The 14,752-nt window shown below is 64.4% G+C and carries 13 protein-coding genes; 2 read left to right on the forward strand and 11 right to left on the reverse strand.

The window, feature by feature from the left end; all coding sequences use genetic code 11:
- Positions 1–159: 159 nt before the first annotated feature.
- From PCO31110_RS03855 to PCO31110_RS03875, 5 genes are all read right to left on the reverse strand, one after another.
- Positions 160–2,178, reverse strand: coding sequence for a TonB-dependent receptor (locus tag PCO31110_RS03855; protein WP_150689916.1), 2,019 nt, complete (start codon positions 2,176–2,178; stop codon positions 160–162).
- A 378-nt stretch (positions 2,179–2,556) separates the two neighbouring features.
- Positions 2,557–3,000 carry a hypothetical protein gene (locus PCO31110_RS03860; protein WP_150689664.1) on the reverse strand — a complete coding sequence of 148 codons (444 nt, stop codon included), beginning with the start codon at positions 2,998–3,000 and terminating at the stop codon, positions 2,557–2,559.
- Between the two features lie 236 nt (positions 3,001–3,236).
- Entirely contained in the window at positions 3,237–3,656 is a 420-nt protein-coding gene (gene dksA, locus PCO31110_RS03865) for an RNA polymerase-binding protein DksA (protein WP_010805609.1), read from the reverse strand.
- A 389-nt stretch (positions 3,657–4,045) separates the two neighbouring features.
- A complete protein-coding gene (locus tag PCO31110_RS03870; RefSeq protein ID WP_150689665.1) occupies positions 4,046–5,107 on the reverse strand; it encodes a CobW family GTP-binding protein in 1,062 nt (353 codons plus the stop codon).
- 91 nt (positions 5,108–5,198) lie between these two features.
- On the reverse strand, positions 5,199–5,693 hold the full coding sequence (locus PCO31110_RS03875; protein WP_010805611.1) for a Fur family transcriptional regulator: 495 nt from the start codon (positions 5,691–5,693) through the stop codon (positions 5,199–5,201).
- Between the two features lie 146 nt (positions 5,694–5,839).
- On the opposite strand from PCO31110_RS03875, the gene PCO31110_RS03880 reads away from it, so the two are divergent.
- On the forward strand, positions 5,840–6,715 hold the full coding sequence (locus PCO31110_RS03880) for an EamA family transporter (protein ID WP_010805612.1): 876 nt from the start codon (positions 5,840–5,842) through the stop codon (positions 6,713–6,715).
- A 19-nt stretch (positions 6,716–6,734) separates the two neighbouring features.
- On the opposite strand, the gene PCO31110_RS03885 is transcribed toward PCO31110_RS03880, so the two are convergent.
- The 5 genes from PCO31110_RS03885 to PCO31110_RS03905 all read right to left on the reverse strand — a co-directional run bounded on the left by PCO31110_RS03885 (position 6,735) and on the right by PCO31110_RS03905 (position 11,849).
- Entirely contained in the window at positions 6,735–7,949 is a 1,215-nt protein-coding gene (locus PCO31110_RS03885) for a class I SAM-dependent rRNA methyltransferase (RefSeq protein ID WP_010805613.1), read from the reverse strand.
- A gap of 158 nt (positions 7,950–8,107) precedes the next feature.
- A complete protein-coding gene (xerC, locus tag PCO31110_RS03890) occupies positions 8,108–9,181 on the reverse strand; it encodes a tyrosine recombinase XerC (RefSeq protein ID WP_150689666.1) in 1,074 nt (357 codons plus the stop codon).
- A gap of 55 nt (positions 9,182–9,236) precedes the next feature.
- A complete protein-coding gene (locus PCO31110_RS03895) occupies positions 9,237–9,905 on the reverse strand; it encodes a DUF484 family protein (protein ID WP_150689667.1) in 669 nt (222 codons plus the stop codon).
- A gap of 151 nt (positions 9,906–10,056) precedes the next feature.
- Entirely contained in the window at positions 10,057–10,908 is an 852-nt protein-coding gene (gene dapF / locus PCO31110_RS03900; protein WP_010805616.1) for a diaminopimelate epimerase, read from the reverse strand.
- A gap of 44 nt (positions 10,909–10,952) precedes the next feature.
- Positions 10,953–11,849, reverse strand: coding sequence for a lipid A biosynthesis lauroyl acyltransferase (locus PCO31110_RS03905; RefSeq protein WP_010805617.1), 897 nt, complete (start codon positions 11,847–11,849; stop codon positions 10,953–10,955).
- A gap of 187 nt (positions 11,850–12,036) precedes the next feature.
- Between PCO31110_RS03905 and metK the strand changes: the two genes are divergently transcribed.
- Positions 12,037–13,215 (forward strand): methionine adenosyltransferase, encoded by a 1,179-nt coding sequence (metK, locus tag PCO31110_RS03910; RefSeq protein ID WP_010805618.1) that lies wholly within the window; start codon positions 12,037–12,039, stop codon positions 13,213–13,215.
- Positions 13,216–13,352: 137 nt separating this feature from the next.
- Here metK and PCO31110_RS03915 read toward each other — a convergent pair whose 3' ends face one another.
- Entirely contained in the window at positions 13,353–14,717 is a 1,365-nt protein-coding gene (locus PCO31110_RS03915) for a coniferyl aldehyde dehydrogenase (protein ID WP_036663913.1), read from the reverse strand.
- Positions 14,718–14,752 lie beyond the last annotated feature (35 nt).

Here is a 14,752-nt window from a genome sequence, read left to right on the forward strand (position 1 = left end):
GAGGCGTCGACGGCGGCAGGCACGCGCCGCTTTTCGACGGCAAGCCAGTGTCGCAAAAAGCGGCGTGAATCGGGAGATTCGCGCGGCATTGCACCGCGCGAATTGGATGCTGCGAAGCAATTTCTCGGAAATTGCTTCGTTTTTGCGGAGTTTTGCCGCTTAGAACGTGGTGCGCAACCCCACACGAACCGAGCGTCCGCCCTGCGGCGCAATGTCGCGCAGCACCGAACTGGCCAGACGCACTTCCTGATTGGTCAGGTTCTCGCCCTTCAGATACGCCAGCCACTGAGCGCCGCCGGCCTTGAACTGGTACGTGAGCGAGGCGCCGAGCGTGGTGTAGCCGCTCGTTGTCAGATCGTTCACGGGCACACGGCCCTGATTGCTCGCGTGCACCATTTCCAGACGCGCGCCCCAGTGGCCCAGTCCATAGGCCAGCGCCGCTGTCAGACGCAACGGCGCGATGCGCGGCAGCGGTTCGCCCGTATCGCGGTTGCGCCCGAGGGTGTAATCGCCGCGCAGCTCGAGATCGAGATTGCCGTAGCCCTGCCAGAGCCGGGCGCGGCCTTCGGCTTCGACACCGTAAAGGTCGGCCGGCACGCCCGCGTATTGATAGACCGGCAGGTCCCGGACGTCCCCGGCGATCGTCTGCCCCGTGTTGTTCAATGCGATGAAATTGGTGAAGCGGCTGTAGAACAAGCCGACGCTGCCCTTGTTCGGACCGCTTTCATAGCGCAGCGACAGATCGGTCGAGAATGCCTTTTCGAGCTTGGCCTGCGGGTTGCCGATTTCCCAGACGCCGGTCGCCAGATGCGGGCCGTTAGCGTATAGCTCGTAGAACGTCGGCGCCCGCTCGGTGTACGACGTATTGAGCGCGACCGACCACGCGGGCGCCAGCGCGAAGACGGCCCCTGCCGACACGCTGCCGGGGGTGAAATTGCGCGACGGCAGGTTGTCGAAACGCTCGTTGCCGCCAGCGCTCGGCTTGACGCTCGTGTGTTCGATACGCGCGCCGAACGAGAGCTTCACCGCCTGACTCACGGCCCACTCTTCGAGTGCGAAAAGGGCCACATTGCTCGTATCGCTCTTCGGCACGAAGGCCTCTTCGCCGAGCGCCGAGAAAGTGTTTTGCGAGAACTGCACGCCCACGGCGCCTTCGAGCGGCCCGATCTTCGCGTGGCGCGCTTCGATGCGCCCTTCGTAGCCGTGATTCTTGAACGTCGTGCCCGTCTCGCCGTTCTCGATTTCCTTGTGCTCATAATCGGTGTAGCCGAAGTTGAACTTGAGGGCGGTGAACGGTCCGCTCAGATTGCGCACTTCACTGGCTAACGCCAGACGCTGCTGCCGCAGCCGGATGCGCGTGTCGGCCTCGGCCACCGTGCCGTAATCGGAGTCGTAACCGGAGTACGAAAGGCCCGTGTAGCCGTTGACCCATGTCCACGACGCCCCCACAGCCGCGCCGCTCACCTGTCCGTTGCTGTTCGGCAACGTGCCCGACGCTTGCGGCGTGCCGTCGTCGTCGCGTGCACGTTGTTGTGCCGAATGCGCGAAGCCGGGGATGCGCAGGTCCGCGCTCTTTCGTGCGAAGCCATCGACATGGAGCGCGAACTGGCCATTGCCGAATTCAAGCTGTGCCGCGCCCGCGCGTTCGCGGTTGGCGCCGCCGTAGCTGAAGTCCGTCGCCCCGGAAATGCCGGTGATGGATTCGCGCGGAATACGGTTATCGATGGTGTTGATTACGCCGCCGACGGCATTGCCGCCGTACAGCAAGGCGGCCGGGCCACGCACGATTTCTACGCGCTCGATCGTCAGCGGATCTTGCGCCACGGCGTGGTCGTACGACAGCGACGAGGCGTCAAGCGCGGCAGTGCCGTTCTGCAGCACGCGAATCCGGTCGCCGTCGAGACCGCGAATGATCGGACGGCTGACGTTCGGGCCGTAGGACGTCGCCGAGACGCCCGGCAGGCCGTCGAGCGTCTCGCCCAGCGTGCCGGCTCGGCGCAGCGCGAGCGCTTTCCCGTCGAGTTCGGTCACAGGTGCGGCGAGGTCGGCAGCGGCGCGTCCGAGGGGGTTGCCGGTGACGAACGTTGTCGGCAGCACAGCTTCGGGCGCCGCCGGGGTGGCGGTCGCAGAAGGTAGTTCGGCGCGTGCGTCAGCGGCTTGTACGGACCAACTCGTCATGGCGAGCGCACTGAATGTCAGTGCGGCAGCCAACGGCAGCGGTGCCAGGTTGGGCCGCGCGAGGCGCGCACGAGGCGCGGCGGGAAGCGATGCGTAAGCGAGCGAAGACGTCGCGCGCTCACGCGCGGCGTTCGATGAAATGTGTGCCATGTCGTTATGAGTTCTGTTGGATCTGTCCGGGGGAGCCTCGCCCGAGGGCGCAAGACTCCCGGATATCCCGTGCATCGGCGCGAGCGAACCCGCCGCGTCGACGCCTGTCGGCGAACGAACGCGCAGCAGCACACCGCCGTCGAGGCCCTGAAGGGCGGCGAAGCTCAGTGCTGGCGTTGGCAGGGATTCGCGCAGGAAGCGCGGAAAAACGCGAGAGAACGCGTGGGGTCAGACCGCGACCGGCGGGGCGCGAGAGTCGAACGGCAGTTCAAGCGCACTGGCATGAGTGCGGCCGTTGGCGCGCAGCGGGGTGTTCGCCGTGGCGTTGGCACCGCGCCATTGCAGGACGGCCACCGCCATGGCGGCCGCCAGCGTCGCCCCTTCGAACAGATGGCAATGATGGTGATGGCCGCCAACACCGAATGGCGTCGTCGACGACACGTCATCGTCGTCGCCAAACGTGAGATCCGAGGCATGCGAATCGACTGGCGCCGACGCACTCCACACGCCACCGGACAACTCGCGCGCATGCAGGATTTCGTGTTGCAAACCCCACATCTGCACGCAGATCAGCGCGACGATGAGCCAGACGATCCAGCCGCTTCGCCCACGGCCGGCCAGCGTGCGCAAACGCGCACGCCATTGGCGAAAGACGGATTCGATAGGCAGCATGGAAACGCTAAATTGCAACTGAGTTGCAATTCTGCCATAAAGCCCTCTAGGCCGCGAGCGCTACCTTGCGTTGCGTGCAGGCGACAGTGCGAGGCTGGCGTCGCGTGGTCGACCGGCCGGCATCAAGATGGGCAACAAAAAAGGCATGTCGTGAAGACATGCCTTTAGCAAACCGAGGGGCCCGACTGACAAACTTGCCGCCACCGCGCGGCATCGGGCCGGATTGCGTGATGCGATCAGTCGCCGAACAGCTTTTGACGCAGTTCGCGACGTTCCTGCGCTTCGAGCGACAGGGTAGCCGTCGGGCGGGCAAGCAGACGCGGAATGCCGATCGGCTCACCGGTTTCCTCGCACCAGCCATACTCGCCGGAATCGATGCGGGCGAGCGATTGCTGCACCTTCTTCAGCAGCTTGCGTTCACGATCACGGGTACGCAGTTCAAGTGCGTGCTCTTCTTCGATCGTGGCGCGGTCAGCCGGGTCCGGGACGAGAATGGTTTCCCGAAGGTTCTCGGTCGTTTGACCGGCATTGCGCAGAATGTCAGCTTGCAGAGTTTCCAGACGATCCTTGAAGAAGGCGAGTTGATCTTCATTCATGTAGTCCTTCTCGCCCATCTTCAGAATTTCGGCCTCGGTCAAAAGTCTTTTCTTGCTCATGGGTTTTTGTGGCGTCTCTTTCGGATAGTCCGGCGACGCCCCTGCAGCAGATGGGACGTCTTGCTTACCGGCGATGCCGCGGGCGGCTTCTTGGGTTACGTTCCTGCCGGACGATTGGGGCGCGGCCTTTTTGGCGGCGACCTTCTCGCCCGTCTTCGATTTGCCTGCTGGAGCACGCTTGGCACCCGCATCCGGCGCCGGGTCAGACCGGCGCGTGGGGCGTGCGGTGGCAGTCTTGCGAGAGGCGGTGGCCATGGCGGTGCTCCCCTGCCTACCCCCCGGAATGCCGCGTCAATTCGCTGGCGACAGCCCAGTGGGCAGGTATTGTAACCGAATCATCGGAAAGCTCCGGTTAAGGGGTTTCCCGTTGATCGATTCGGCAGTCCCGTTCAGACCAGACAGCGCTCCAGCCCTTGCAGGATGATGTCTTTCGGCAGCTCGGCACCAATAAACACCATCTTGGTGTTCGGCGTCTCTCCGGGTTGCCATTTCGTGCCCACGTCACTACCCATCATCTGGTGCACGCCCTGGAACACGACCCGGCGGTCGATGCCGCGCATATTTAATACGCCTTTATAACGCAATAAGCGTTCGCCGTACACCTGTAGGATGCTCCCGAGGAAATCCTCCAGCTTGGCCGGATCGAATGCCTTTTCGGTGCGGAAGACGAACGACTTGATGGCGTCGTCGTGATGCGCATGGTGGTGCCCGTGGTCGTGACCCTCGTGAGCGCATTGGCCATGATCGTGATCGCAGTGCGCGTGGTCATGGTCATGGTCGTGGTCGTGCGAGTGCTCGTCGGCGGCCAGGAAGTCCGGATCGATATCCAGCTTGTCGTTCAGGTTGAAGCCGTGGATATCGAAAATCTGCTTGAGGTCGGCCTGACCGAAGTCGACCACCTGCTGCGGGGCGCGCGGGTTCATGTGCGCGAGACGATGTTTCAGATCGTGCAGCACCTCGGGCGTGACCAGATCGGCCTTGGTGATGAACAGGCGGTCGGCAAAGCCCACCTGGCGCTGCACCACTTCGTGTTGATCGAGCTGTTGCGGGCCGTGTTTGGCGTCGACCAGCGTGATGATGGCGTCGAGCCGATAGGTGTCGGCCACTTCGTCGTCGATGAAGAAGGTCTGCGCCACCGGGCCGGGGTTGGCCAGGCCGGTCGTCTCGATCACCACGCGATCGAACTGAATCTTGCCCGCATCGCGCTGGCTGTTCAGATCGGACAGGGCCTGCACCAGATCGCCGCGAATCGTGCAGCAGATGCAGCCATTGCTCATCTGCACGATCTGCTCGGCGTTCTCCTGCACGAGGATGTCGTTATCGATGTTTTCTTCACCGAATTCGTTTTCGATGACGGCAATCTTCATGCCGTGCGCTTCGGTCAGGATGCGCTTGAGCAGCGTGGTTTTCCCGCTGCCGAGAAAACCGGTCAGGATGGTGACGGGGGTCATGAATGCAATGTCCTGTTGTGAAGCGGCTTGCCCGTTGCCGCCTGAAAGTCACCCACTCTACCCGAGGTGACGAAAAGCGGCTTGGGACGCGTCAGTTGGGGGCGCCCGCGCACTGTGCGCAAGTGCCGTGAATCAGCAGCTCGACCTGTTCGCCCACGAAACCCTTGGGCAGGCGCTTGAGTTCGCGCTCACTCAGTTGGGGATGCTGGGGCCAATCGTCAAGACAGAAGGTCCGGTGACAGCGTACACAGCGGAAATGACCGTGTTGCGTATGCGGACGCGGCGATGCGGCACGTTGCGGGTCGACATGCTCGGCCATGACGAAGCGGAAGATCCGGTCGTCGCCCGCCTGCTTGATGGCCCACCCCTGCGCGACCAGCCAGTCGAGTACGCGGTAGGCCGTCACGCGGTCGAGCGGATCGGCGTCGGTGGCCAGATCGGCCAGCACTTCCTGATGAGTGAGCGGCCGGCCAGCCTTGAGCAGCAAGGCCAGCACACGCACACGCCCCGAGGTCACGCGGCCCGATTGCTCCTGCAAGCTTGTGCGCGCAGCTTCCAGATACGGTTGTAGTTGAGTAAGGCTCATGAATCGATTTAAGCACAGCGCCGCCAGCGCTGCAACCGAGTTGCAAAAGTGAGGACTCGGCCTCGAGCGTCGGAGGGACGGCTCGAAAGTGACTGAAAGTGTACGAGCAATGCGTCATACAATTGACACAAAAAACACCCCTTGCCATGTCGCCCACCGCTCTCGCTCTAGTCGTTACCGCCGCATTCCTGCATGCCACATGGAATTTCCTCGCCAAACGCATCGACACGAGCGAAGGGGGCGGCCCGCAACTCGTCTTCCTCTATGCGCTGCTCACCGTCGTGCTCTACACGCCGCTGGCGCTGTTCTTCCTGATCGGTGCCGACGCCGGTTGGCCAACGGCACTCGGTTGGGTTGTCATCGCCGCCAGCGCCTTGCTGCACTATGGCTATACCCTGGTCTTGCAGCGCGGCTACCGGGTGGGCGATCTGTCGGTCGTCTACCCGCTCGCGCGCGGCACCGGGCCATTGCTGTCGTCGCTGGGCGCCATCGTGCTGCTGGGCGAACGCCCAGGCTGGCTGGCGCTCGCCGGCATCGGGCTCGTGGTGGGCGGCGTGCTGGTGATCGCCGGCGGCGAGCGCCTGTTCCGGCGCGGCAGCATGCATGCGGGCGCCGGCTGGGGCGTGCTGACGGGCGGATTCATCGCCGCATACACGCTGGCCGACGCCTACGCCATTCGTACGCTACTGCTCGCGCCGCTTGTCTATTACTACCTGGAGAACGTGCTGCGGGTGGTGCTCTCGGCCCCGATGGCGTGCTCGCGCCCTGCACGCATCGCCATGCTCTGGCAGTCGAACTGGCGCAAGATCGTGCTCATCTCGCTGATTTCGCCGATGTCCTACTTCCTGATACTCACCGCGCTCAAATACGCGCCGGTCTCGCACGTCGCCCCGGCGCGGGAGATGTCGATGATGGTCGCCGCGCTGCTGGGCGTACGTCTGCTGGGAGAAGGTGAGATGCACCGCCGCGTGGGCGGTGCCGTGCTGATCGCGTTGGGTGTGGTCGCATTGACGCTGGGCTGACGCCCACAATAGCGAGCACTTACATACGCTGCAACCAAAGTCCCTTGAGGTATTCGCCCTCGGGGAATTGCGTGAGCATGGGGTGATCCATGCCAGCCGACAGGCGGCGCAGAATACGCGCGTCGACACCGGCATCGACCGCTGCCCCCGCCACGATCTTCTGAAACAGCGCCGCGTCGATGGCGCCCGAGCACGAGTACGTCAGCAACTGACCGCCCGGACGCAGCAGGCGGAAACCCGCCATATTGATGTCCTTGTAGGCCCGGGCGGCACGATCAACGTGATGGGCCGACGGGGCGAACTTGGGCGGATCGAGCACGATCATGTCGAACGTGCGTCCCTCTTCGCGCAAAGCGCGCAGGGTCTTGAAGACGTCGGCATCGCGCCACTCGGCGCGGTTGGCGTCGAAACCGTTGAGTTCGACGTTACGCGCGCCGATGGCCAGTGCCTCGCCCGACGAGTCGATGGACAGCACGCTCTGTGCGCCGCCCGCCAGCGCCGCCAGCGAAAAGCCGCCGGTGTAGCAGAAGCAATTGAGCACGTCGCTGCCCTTGGCCTGTTGCTGTACGAGCAAACGGTTGTCGCGCTGGTCGATGTAGAAGCCGGTCTTGTGTCCGTTGCGCACGTCGACGTAATACTTCACGCCGCACTCGTATGTCGTCAGGAGGTCGGGCGCTTCCGGCGGCTCGGCGCCCGCCAGCACGCCGGTGATGCTCGGCAGGCCTTCGCGCTCGCGCACGGCGGCGTCGGAGCGCTCATAGACGTTCGGGCAACCGGTCGCGCCGGTGAGCGCGCGCGTGATCGCATCCTTCCAGGCTTCTACGCCCGCGGCCATGAACTGGCACACGATCTGGTCGGTCACCGGCGCGCCGGGGGCCGATTGATAGCGGTCGACGATCAGACCCGGCAGACCGTCGGCCTCGCCGAAGATCAGGCGCGTCGCGCCCGTGTCGTGCACCATCTGCTCGCGATAGGCCAGGGCCGCCGACACGCGACGTTTGAAGAACGCGTGATCGACCGGCTCGTTCTCGTCGAACGTCCACACGCGGGCACGGATGGCGGAGACCGGGCTGAACGCGGCGCGCGCGAGAAAGCGCCCGTCGGCGGCTCGCACCACGACCGTTGCGCCGGAAGCCGGCTTGCCGTCCACGCGCGCCACGGCGGTAGCGTAAATCCAGGGATGACGGCGCAGCAAGGACTTTTCTTTGCCGGGCTTGAGGGTCAAGGTGTTCATGCGGGACGGACCAACGGTTGCAAACGGAATGGCGGCAAGTCGCGCGGGGCACGCGGCGGCGTCGCCTCGCGGGGGCGACGTCCGGCAAACGGACAACATGCGGGACTTACTGGGGAAGGACGCGATTCTACACTGAGTCGCACCGCCCGCCGCAAAGCTCAGGTCTTCTTGCGCGAGCGCGGATGCGCCTGATCGTAGACCTTCGCGAGATGCTGGAAGTCGAGCTTCGTGTAGATCTGCGTGGTCGAAATATTGCTGTGGCCGAGCATCTCCTGCACGGCACGCAGATCGCCGGACGATTGCAGAACGTGCGTCGCGAACGAGTGACGCAACATGTGCGGGTGGACGTGGGTCGGCAACCCGGCCGCCAGTGCATGACGTGCCAGCCCCTGCTGAACCGCGCGCGCGCCGATACGTTTGCCGCGCGCCGAAAGAAAGAGGGCATGCGGCTCGGCCGTCGCCAGTGCCGTGCGCATGTCGAGCCAGAGCGAGAGCGCTTGCGCCGCCTTCTCGCCCACGGGCACACGACGGCGCTTGTTCCCTTTGCCGGTGACGACCACTTCGCGTTCGGGCAAGTCCAGCCAACTCGCGGATCGATAACCGTCGGCTTCCATATAGCGATGATCGAGCCCGGTCAGCTCCGACAGACGCAACCCCGACGAGTACAGCAGTTCGAACATCGCCCGGTTGCGAACGGCCTCGGCGGATGTGCCGCAGACGTACTCGACGAGCGCCGACGCCTGATCGGGCGACAGCGCCTTCGGCAACGGCTTGGGCTGTTTGGGGGCGCGCACCCCTTCGACAGGGTTGGCGGCCAGCGGGGTTCGCTGCGCGAGCCACGCGAAATAACCGCGCCACGCAGAGAGCTTGCGGGCAATCGAACGGCCGACGAGACCTTCGCTGTGCAACTGCATGGCAAAGCGGCGAATGTCGCCGTGCTGAAGCGATTCGAGCGAACGGCCGTGCGCCAGACGCTGCAACTGGCGCAGGTCGCGCGTGTAGTTCTCGAGGGTCAATGCCGCGAGCTTGCGCTCGCTGGCGAGCGAGGTGAGGTAGCGGCGAATGCCGGGTTCCAGCGGCGTGTCGGACAACTCAGGCGTTTCCGCTTTGCCGGCACGCTCATGGACGCCGGCCGCCTTGGGCTTGCGGGCGTGAACCGGCGAGGGGCCGCCGGTTCGGGTGTTGGCTGCGGCCCCGTTGGTCGTGCGTGGCGATCGGGTCGACGTGACCATGAGGTGCCGGAAATGAAGTCGTCAGCTCGCCACGGACCCGGCGGGCATGAGTTGCTCAGTCGTCTGCGCGCAGCTTGCCGAGCGCCGCCCCCGCCAACTCGCCGATCTGCGTCAGGAAATCGGTCGCCATGCCTTCGTGGAAACGGCGGGCGTCTTCCGACCCCATGACAAGCAGGCCGAAGATCGGACCGTCAGGCATTTGCGGATCGCGCAGCGCCAGCAATGCGACAGACGCCGGATCGCTCGACGCACCTAGCCACGTCACCGCTTCGAAGCCGGTATTGGCGCCGCAATACGGCGTGGCCAGGCTCGACGCGAAGATCTTCACCTCTTCGCTCACGCTGCGGGCGAAGTCGGCGGGTTGATAGGGTGTGGCTACGTTCCAGAGACGCACTGCCGCAAACGGCACGTCGAAGACGTCGCGCAGACCCCGGGCGATCGCATCGGGCAGGGCATGAGGATCGCGCTCACTGAGCAGACCGAGGGTCCAGCGATGCAGTTTTGCCGAGATGTCGTCGTTTTCGTGACCATAGCGCATCAGTTCGGCGAGGCGTCGCTCGATCTGTTTGGTCTTCTCGCGCTGCATCTCGATCTGGCGCTCTTGCAGCGACACCGCACGCTGGCCGTGCGGGCTGGTGAGCCGCACACCGGCCAGCAATTCGGCATGGCGCTCGAAGAAGTCGGGATGCGCGATCAGGTATTCCGCAATATCTCGGTCGTTCATGAGTGTCCGTCTGCTGTTCGTCAACTGCTGCCAGCCGCCCTCGAGCACAAGGGTGGCCCGCGGCCGCCTGGGTCGCTAAATCAGAATCCGTGAGAAACCAATATCGTACTGCCCTGCGCTCCGGGCACCGCGCCGTCGCCGGCGTTTTACGTCAGATCTCGATCGTGCCTTCAAAGACCGTGGCGGCCGGCCCCGTCATGATGACCGGGCCGCTTGCGCCGTCCCAGTCGATGGTGAGCGTGCCGCCATGCGTTTCGACGGCCACGGGCGCGCTCAGCAGCCCGCGGCGAATGCCCGCCACCGCAGCCGCACACGCACCGGTGCCGCAGGCGAGCGTCTCGCCGGCACCGCGCTCGTACACGCGCAGACGCACCCGATGCTTGTCCACCACCTGCAGGAAACCGGCGTTCACGCGGCGCGGAAAGCGGGCGTGACGCTCGATCAGCGGGCCGTCCGTCTCCACTGCGGCGGTATCGACGTTATCCACCACTTGCACGGCGTGCGGATTGCCCATCGAGACTACGGAAATCCACGTCGTCTTGCCAGCCACGTCGAGCGGCCAGAGCGTGTCGTCGCCTTCGCGGCGGCCTTCCAGACCACTGGCATCGAACGGCACGTCGGACGGTGTGAGGATCGGGGCGCCCATATCCACGCTGACCTGACCATCGTCGCGCATCGTCAGCGAAATCACGCCCTGCTGCACTTCGACGCGCACCGAGCGCTTGTCGGTCAAGCCCGTGTCGTGCACGAACTTCACGAAGCAGCGCGCGCCGTTACCGCAATGCTCCACCTCGCCGCCGTCGGCGTTGAAGATGCGGTAGCGGAAATCCACGCCCGGCAACGTCGAGTGTTCGACAAGCAAAAGCTGATCCGCGCCGACGCCAAAATGACGGTCGGCGAGCGCACGCCACTGTTCGGGCGTGAAATCGATGGTCTGCGAGATGCCGTCGATCACGACGAAGTCGTTACCGGCACCTTGCATCTTGGTGAATTTAAGCTTCATGCCCGCTATTGTAGTGGAGAAGATCGACGCGCATCCGGCACCGGTCAATACACGCCCGGCTCGCCGGGCGGACGCGTCTTGAAGCGCTTGTGCACCCAGTAGTACTGCTCCGGCATCTTGAGAATCTGTTCTTCGAGGAACGCGTTCATGCGGCGCGCATCGGCGTCCGGGTCGCCGCTCGGGTAGTTTTCCCACACTGGGAACACCTTGAGACGGTAGCCCTTGTAATTAGGCAGCACCTCGCCGATGAACGGCAGGATCTGCGCCCGGCCAACTTCGGCGAGGCGAGAAACCGACGTCAGCGTGCAGGCCGGGACGCCGAAGAACGGCACGAACGTCGAGTTTCGCGCGCCGTAGTCCATATCGGCCGCCAGCATGACCGGCTTGCCCTTACGGAACATACGCAGTACGTCGCGGGCACTGTCGCCGCGCGGGATCATTTCTGCGTCGAAACGGCCGCGCTGCTCGCGCGCCATGGCGTCGAACGCCGGGTTCGACATCGGCGTGTAGAGCGAGGCGCAAGGCCGGTGCAGCGAGTAATTGATGAACACCGAGCCCGCCTCGATGCCGACGAAGTGGAATCCGAGCAGGATCGTCGGCGGCATGTTCGGGTCGCGCAGATCGACCGCCGAGTCGAGTTCGATAAGCCGTTCAAGCTTCTTGCCGTCGGCGAACCATTGCACGCTGCGCTCCGCATAGCTGCGAATGGCGTGCACGAAAGACGCCTTGGCAACGCGCTCGCGCGTCGCGTCGTCCCAATGGGGGAAACACAGACGCAAATTGGTGTGCACCACACGCTTGCGCGAGCTAGGAAGCGCGTAAAGCACCCGACCCAGGCCGGCGCCGAAACGCGCGACCCAACTATAAGGGAGCAGATTCAGCCCGCGCAGCAGGCCAACGCTAAGGTAATAGCCGATGGACTTCTTGGGAGTAGTTGCCATGTCGCCAGCAAAATTTCTTCAGGGGCGTATAATAATCGACATCGCCGAGTTAACTGACAACTTGCGGGGCGATTCGAGTGAGCCACCCTATCAGGCAGCACATTCGACCAACTTTCCGCTAAAGCGTCGCCGCTTCCCCTCCGATGACGGCTACGTGAGTCGCCAAGTTCATTTAGAGGAGCCAGAAGTGGCGAACGATTATCTCTTTACCTCCGAATCGGTTTCTGAAGGTCACCCGGATAAGGTCGCTGACCAGATTTCTGACGCCGTTCTCGATGCCATCCTGAAGCAAGACAAATACGCCCGCGTTGCTGCCGAGACGCTTTGCAACACGGGTCTTGTCGTGCTGGCTGGCGAAATCACCACGACCGCCACAGTCGACTACCAGCAAGTCGCACGCGATACGATTCGCCGCATCGGTTATGACAACACCGACTACGGTATCGATTACAAGGGTTGCGCGGTGCTGGTCGCCTACGACCGCCAGTCGCCGGACATCGCCCAGGGCGTGGACCGCGCGCATGACGACAACCTCGATCAAGGGGCCGGCGACCAAGGCCTGATGTTCGGTTACGCCTGCGACGAAACGCCGGAACTCATGCCGCTGCCGATCTACCTGTCGCACCGTCTGGTCGAGCGCCAGTCGCAAGTGCGCCGCGATGGCCGTCTGCCCTGGCTGCGCCCGGACGCCAAGTCCCAGGTCACCATCAGATACGAAAACGGCCGTCCGCACAGCATCGACACCGTCGTGCTCTCGACGCAGCATGCGCCTGACATCGGTCTGGAAGCCCTGCGCGAAGCCGTGATCGAAGAAGTCATCAAGCCGGTGCTGCCGGCCGACCTGATCAAGGGCGATATCAAGTTCCTGGTGAACCCGACCGGCCGTTTCGTGATCGGTGGACCGCAAGGCGACGCCGGCCTCACGGGCCGCAAGATCATCGTCGACACGTACGGCGGCGCCGCACCGCACGGCGGTGGCGCGTTCTCGGGCAAGGACCCGTCGAAGGTCGACCGTTCGGCGGCCTATGCCGGGCGTTACGTTGCGAAGAACATCGTGGCCGCCGGTCTGGCCACGAAATGCGTGATTCAGGTCTCGTACGCCATTGGCGTGGCCCGTCCGACGTCGGTCATGGTCAACACCTTCGGCACCGGCAAGATCAGCGATCAGCGCATCGCCGAGCTGGTCGAGAAGCACTTCGATCTGCGTCCGAAGGGCATCATCCAGATGCTCGACCTGCTGCGCCCGATCTACGAGAAGACCGCCGCCTATGGTCACTTCGGCCGCGAAGAGCCGGAATTCTCGTGGGAAGCGACCGATCGCGCCGACGCCCTGCTGGCCGACGCTGGCCTGCGCGCCGTGGCCTGATCGAGAGTGCGTGACCCGGCGCTCACCGGTCGAAACCGGTGAGCGTCAAACAAAACCCCCGCCCGGGTCAAACCGGCGGGGGTTTTGTTTTGTCCCGGCGCCCGTCGCCCGACGCGAGGGCTTCCGGCAGAGATCCGTCAGCGCAGCAACTGCCGGATCATCGCGGCGAACACCTTGCCGTAGGGCGGATTGAGCAGTCCGGCACCGTTCCAGCGCGCCTGCCGGAAAATCGGCTTCTCTTTGGAGAACGTGCGAAAGCCCGCCTCGCCGTGATACCCGCCCATGCCCGATGCGCCCACCCCACCGAACGGGAGGGCATGCTCGGCAACGTGCAGCAGCGTGTCGTTGATCGTCACGCCGCCGGAAATCGTGCTGTCCACCACCTGATCGATGCGCGAGTTGTCGGTATCGAACACATACAACGCCAGTGGACGCGGACGCTCATTCACATACGCGATAGCGGCGTCCAGGTCGTCGTAGGGCACCACGGGCAACAACGGCCCGAAGATCTCCTCGCGCATTACGCGCATGCCGTCGTGCACGCCGGTGAGCACCACGGGCGGCAGACGTCTGCGCGACGCCTGTGCCGGGGTATCGAACAACTCATACGACGTGGCGCCCTGCGCCGCCGCCTCGGCCGCCAGCCCGGACAACCGTTCGAAGTGCCGTGCCGACACGATGCTCGTGTACTGCGGATTGTTTACGGCATCCGGGTAAAGACGTGCCGCCACCTGTTTCGCCGTCGCCACGAAAGCATCGAGCTTCTCGCGCGGCACGAGTACGTAGTCGGGTGCCACGCACGTTTGCCCCGCGTTGACCAGCTTGCCGAGCATGATGCGCTCCACGGCATGCTCCCAACGTGCGCCCCGCCCGATGATGGCAGGCGACTTGCCGCCTAGTTCGAGGGTCACGGGGGTGAGATGCTCGCTCGCCGCACGCATCACATGATGGCCGATGGACGTCGCCCCGGTGAACAGCAGATGGTCGAACGGCAACGTCGAAAACGCGCGGGCGGCCTGCGCATCGCCGGTCACGACCGTCACCCATTCCGGCGCAAACGTCTCGGCCACCGCCGCCGCGAAAACCTCGGCAAAACGTGGCGTGACTTCCGACACCTTGATCATCACGCGATTGCCTGCCGCCAGTGCGTCGGTCAGTGGGCCGACGGCGAGGAACAGCGGGTAATTCCACGGCACGATCACGCCGACGACACCCAAGGGTTGCGGGACGACCGCCCGCCGCGCAGGCAGCAGCCAGAGATTGGCCCAGCCTCGCGAGCCGCGCATCCAGCGACGCGTGTGCGAAAGGGCATGCTTCAGATTGCCGTGCGACGGGAATAGCTCGAGCATGTCCGTTTCATGCACCGAGCGGCCGCCGAAATCTTCATCGATGGCGTTGGCGAACGGCTCGCGATACTTGTGCAGCATCGCTTGCAGCGCCTTCAAATGACGCTTGCGCGTGGGCCAGTCGACGTGCGGCGAGGCGTCGTGGGCACGGCGCATCGCGTCGAAACGGGGGGACAGCAGCGCGCGCGCAA

It is taken from the genome of Pandoraea communis, from assembly GCF_902459745.1.
GTDB lineage: Bacteria > Pseudomonadota > Gammaproteobacteria > Burkholderiales > Burkholderiaceae > Pandoraea > Pandoraea communis.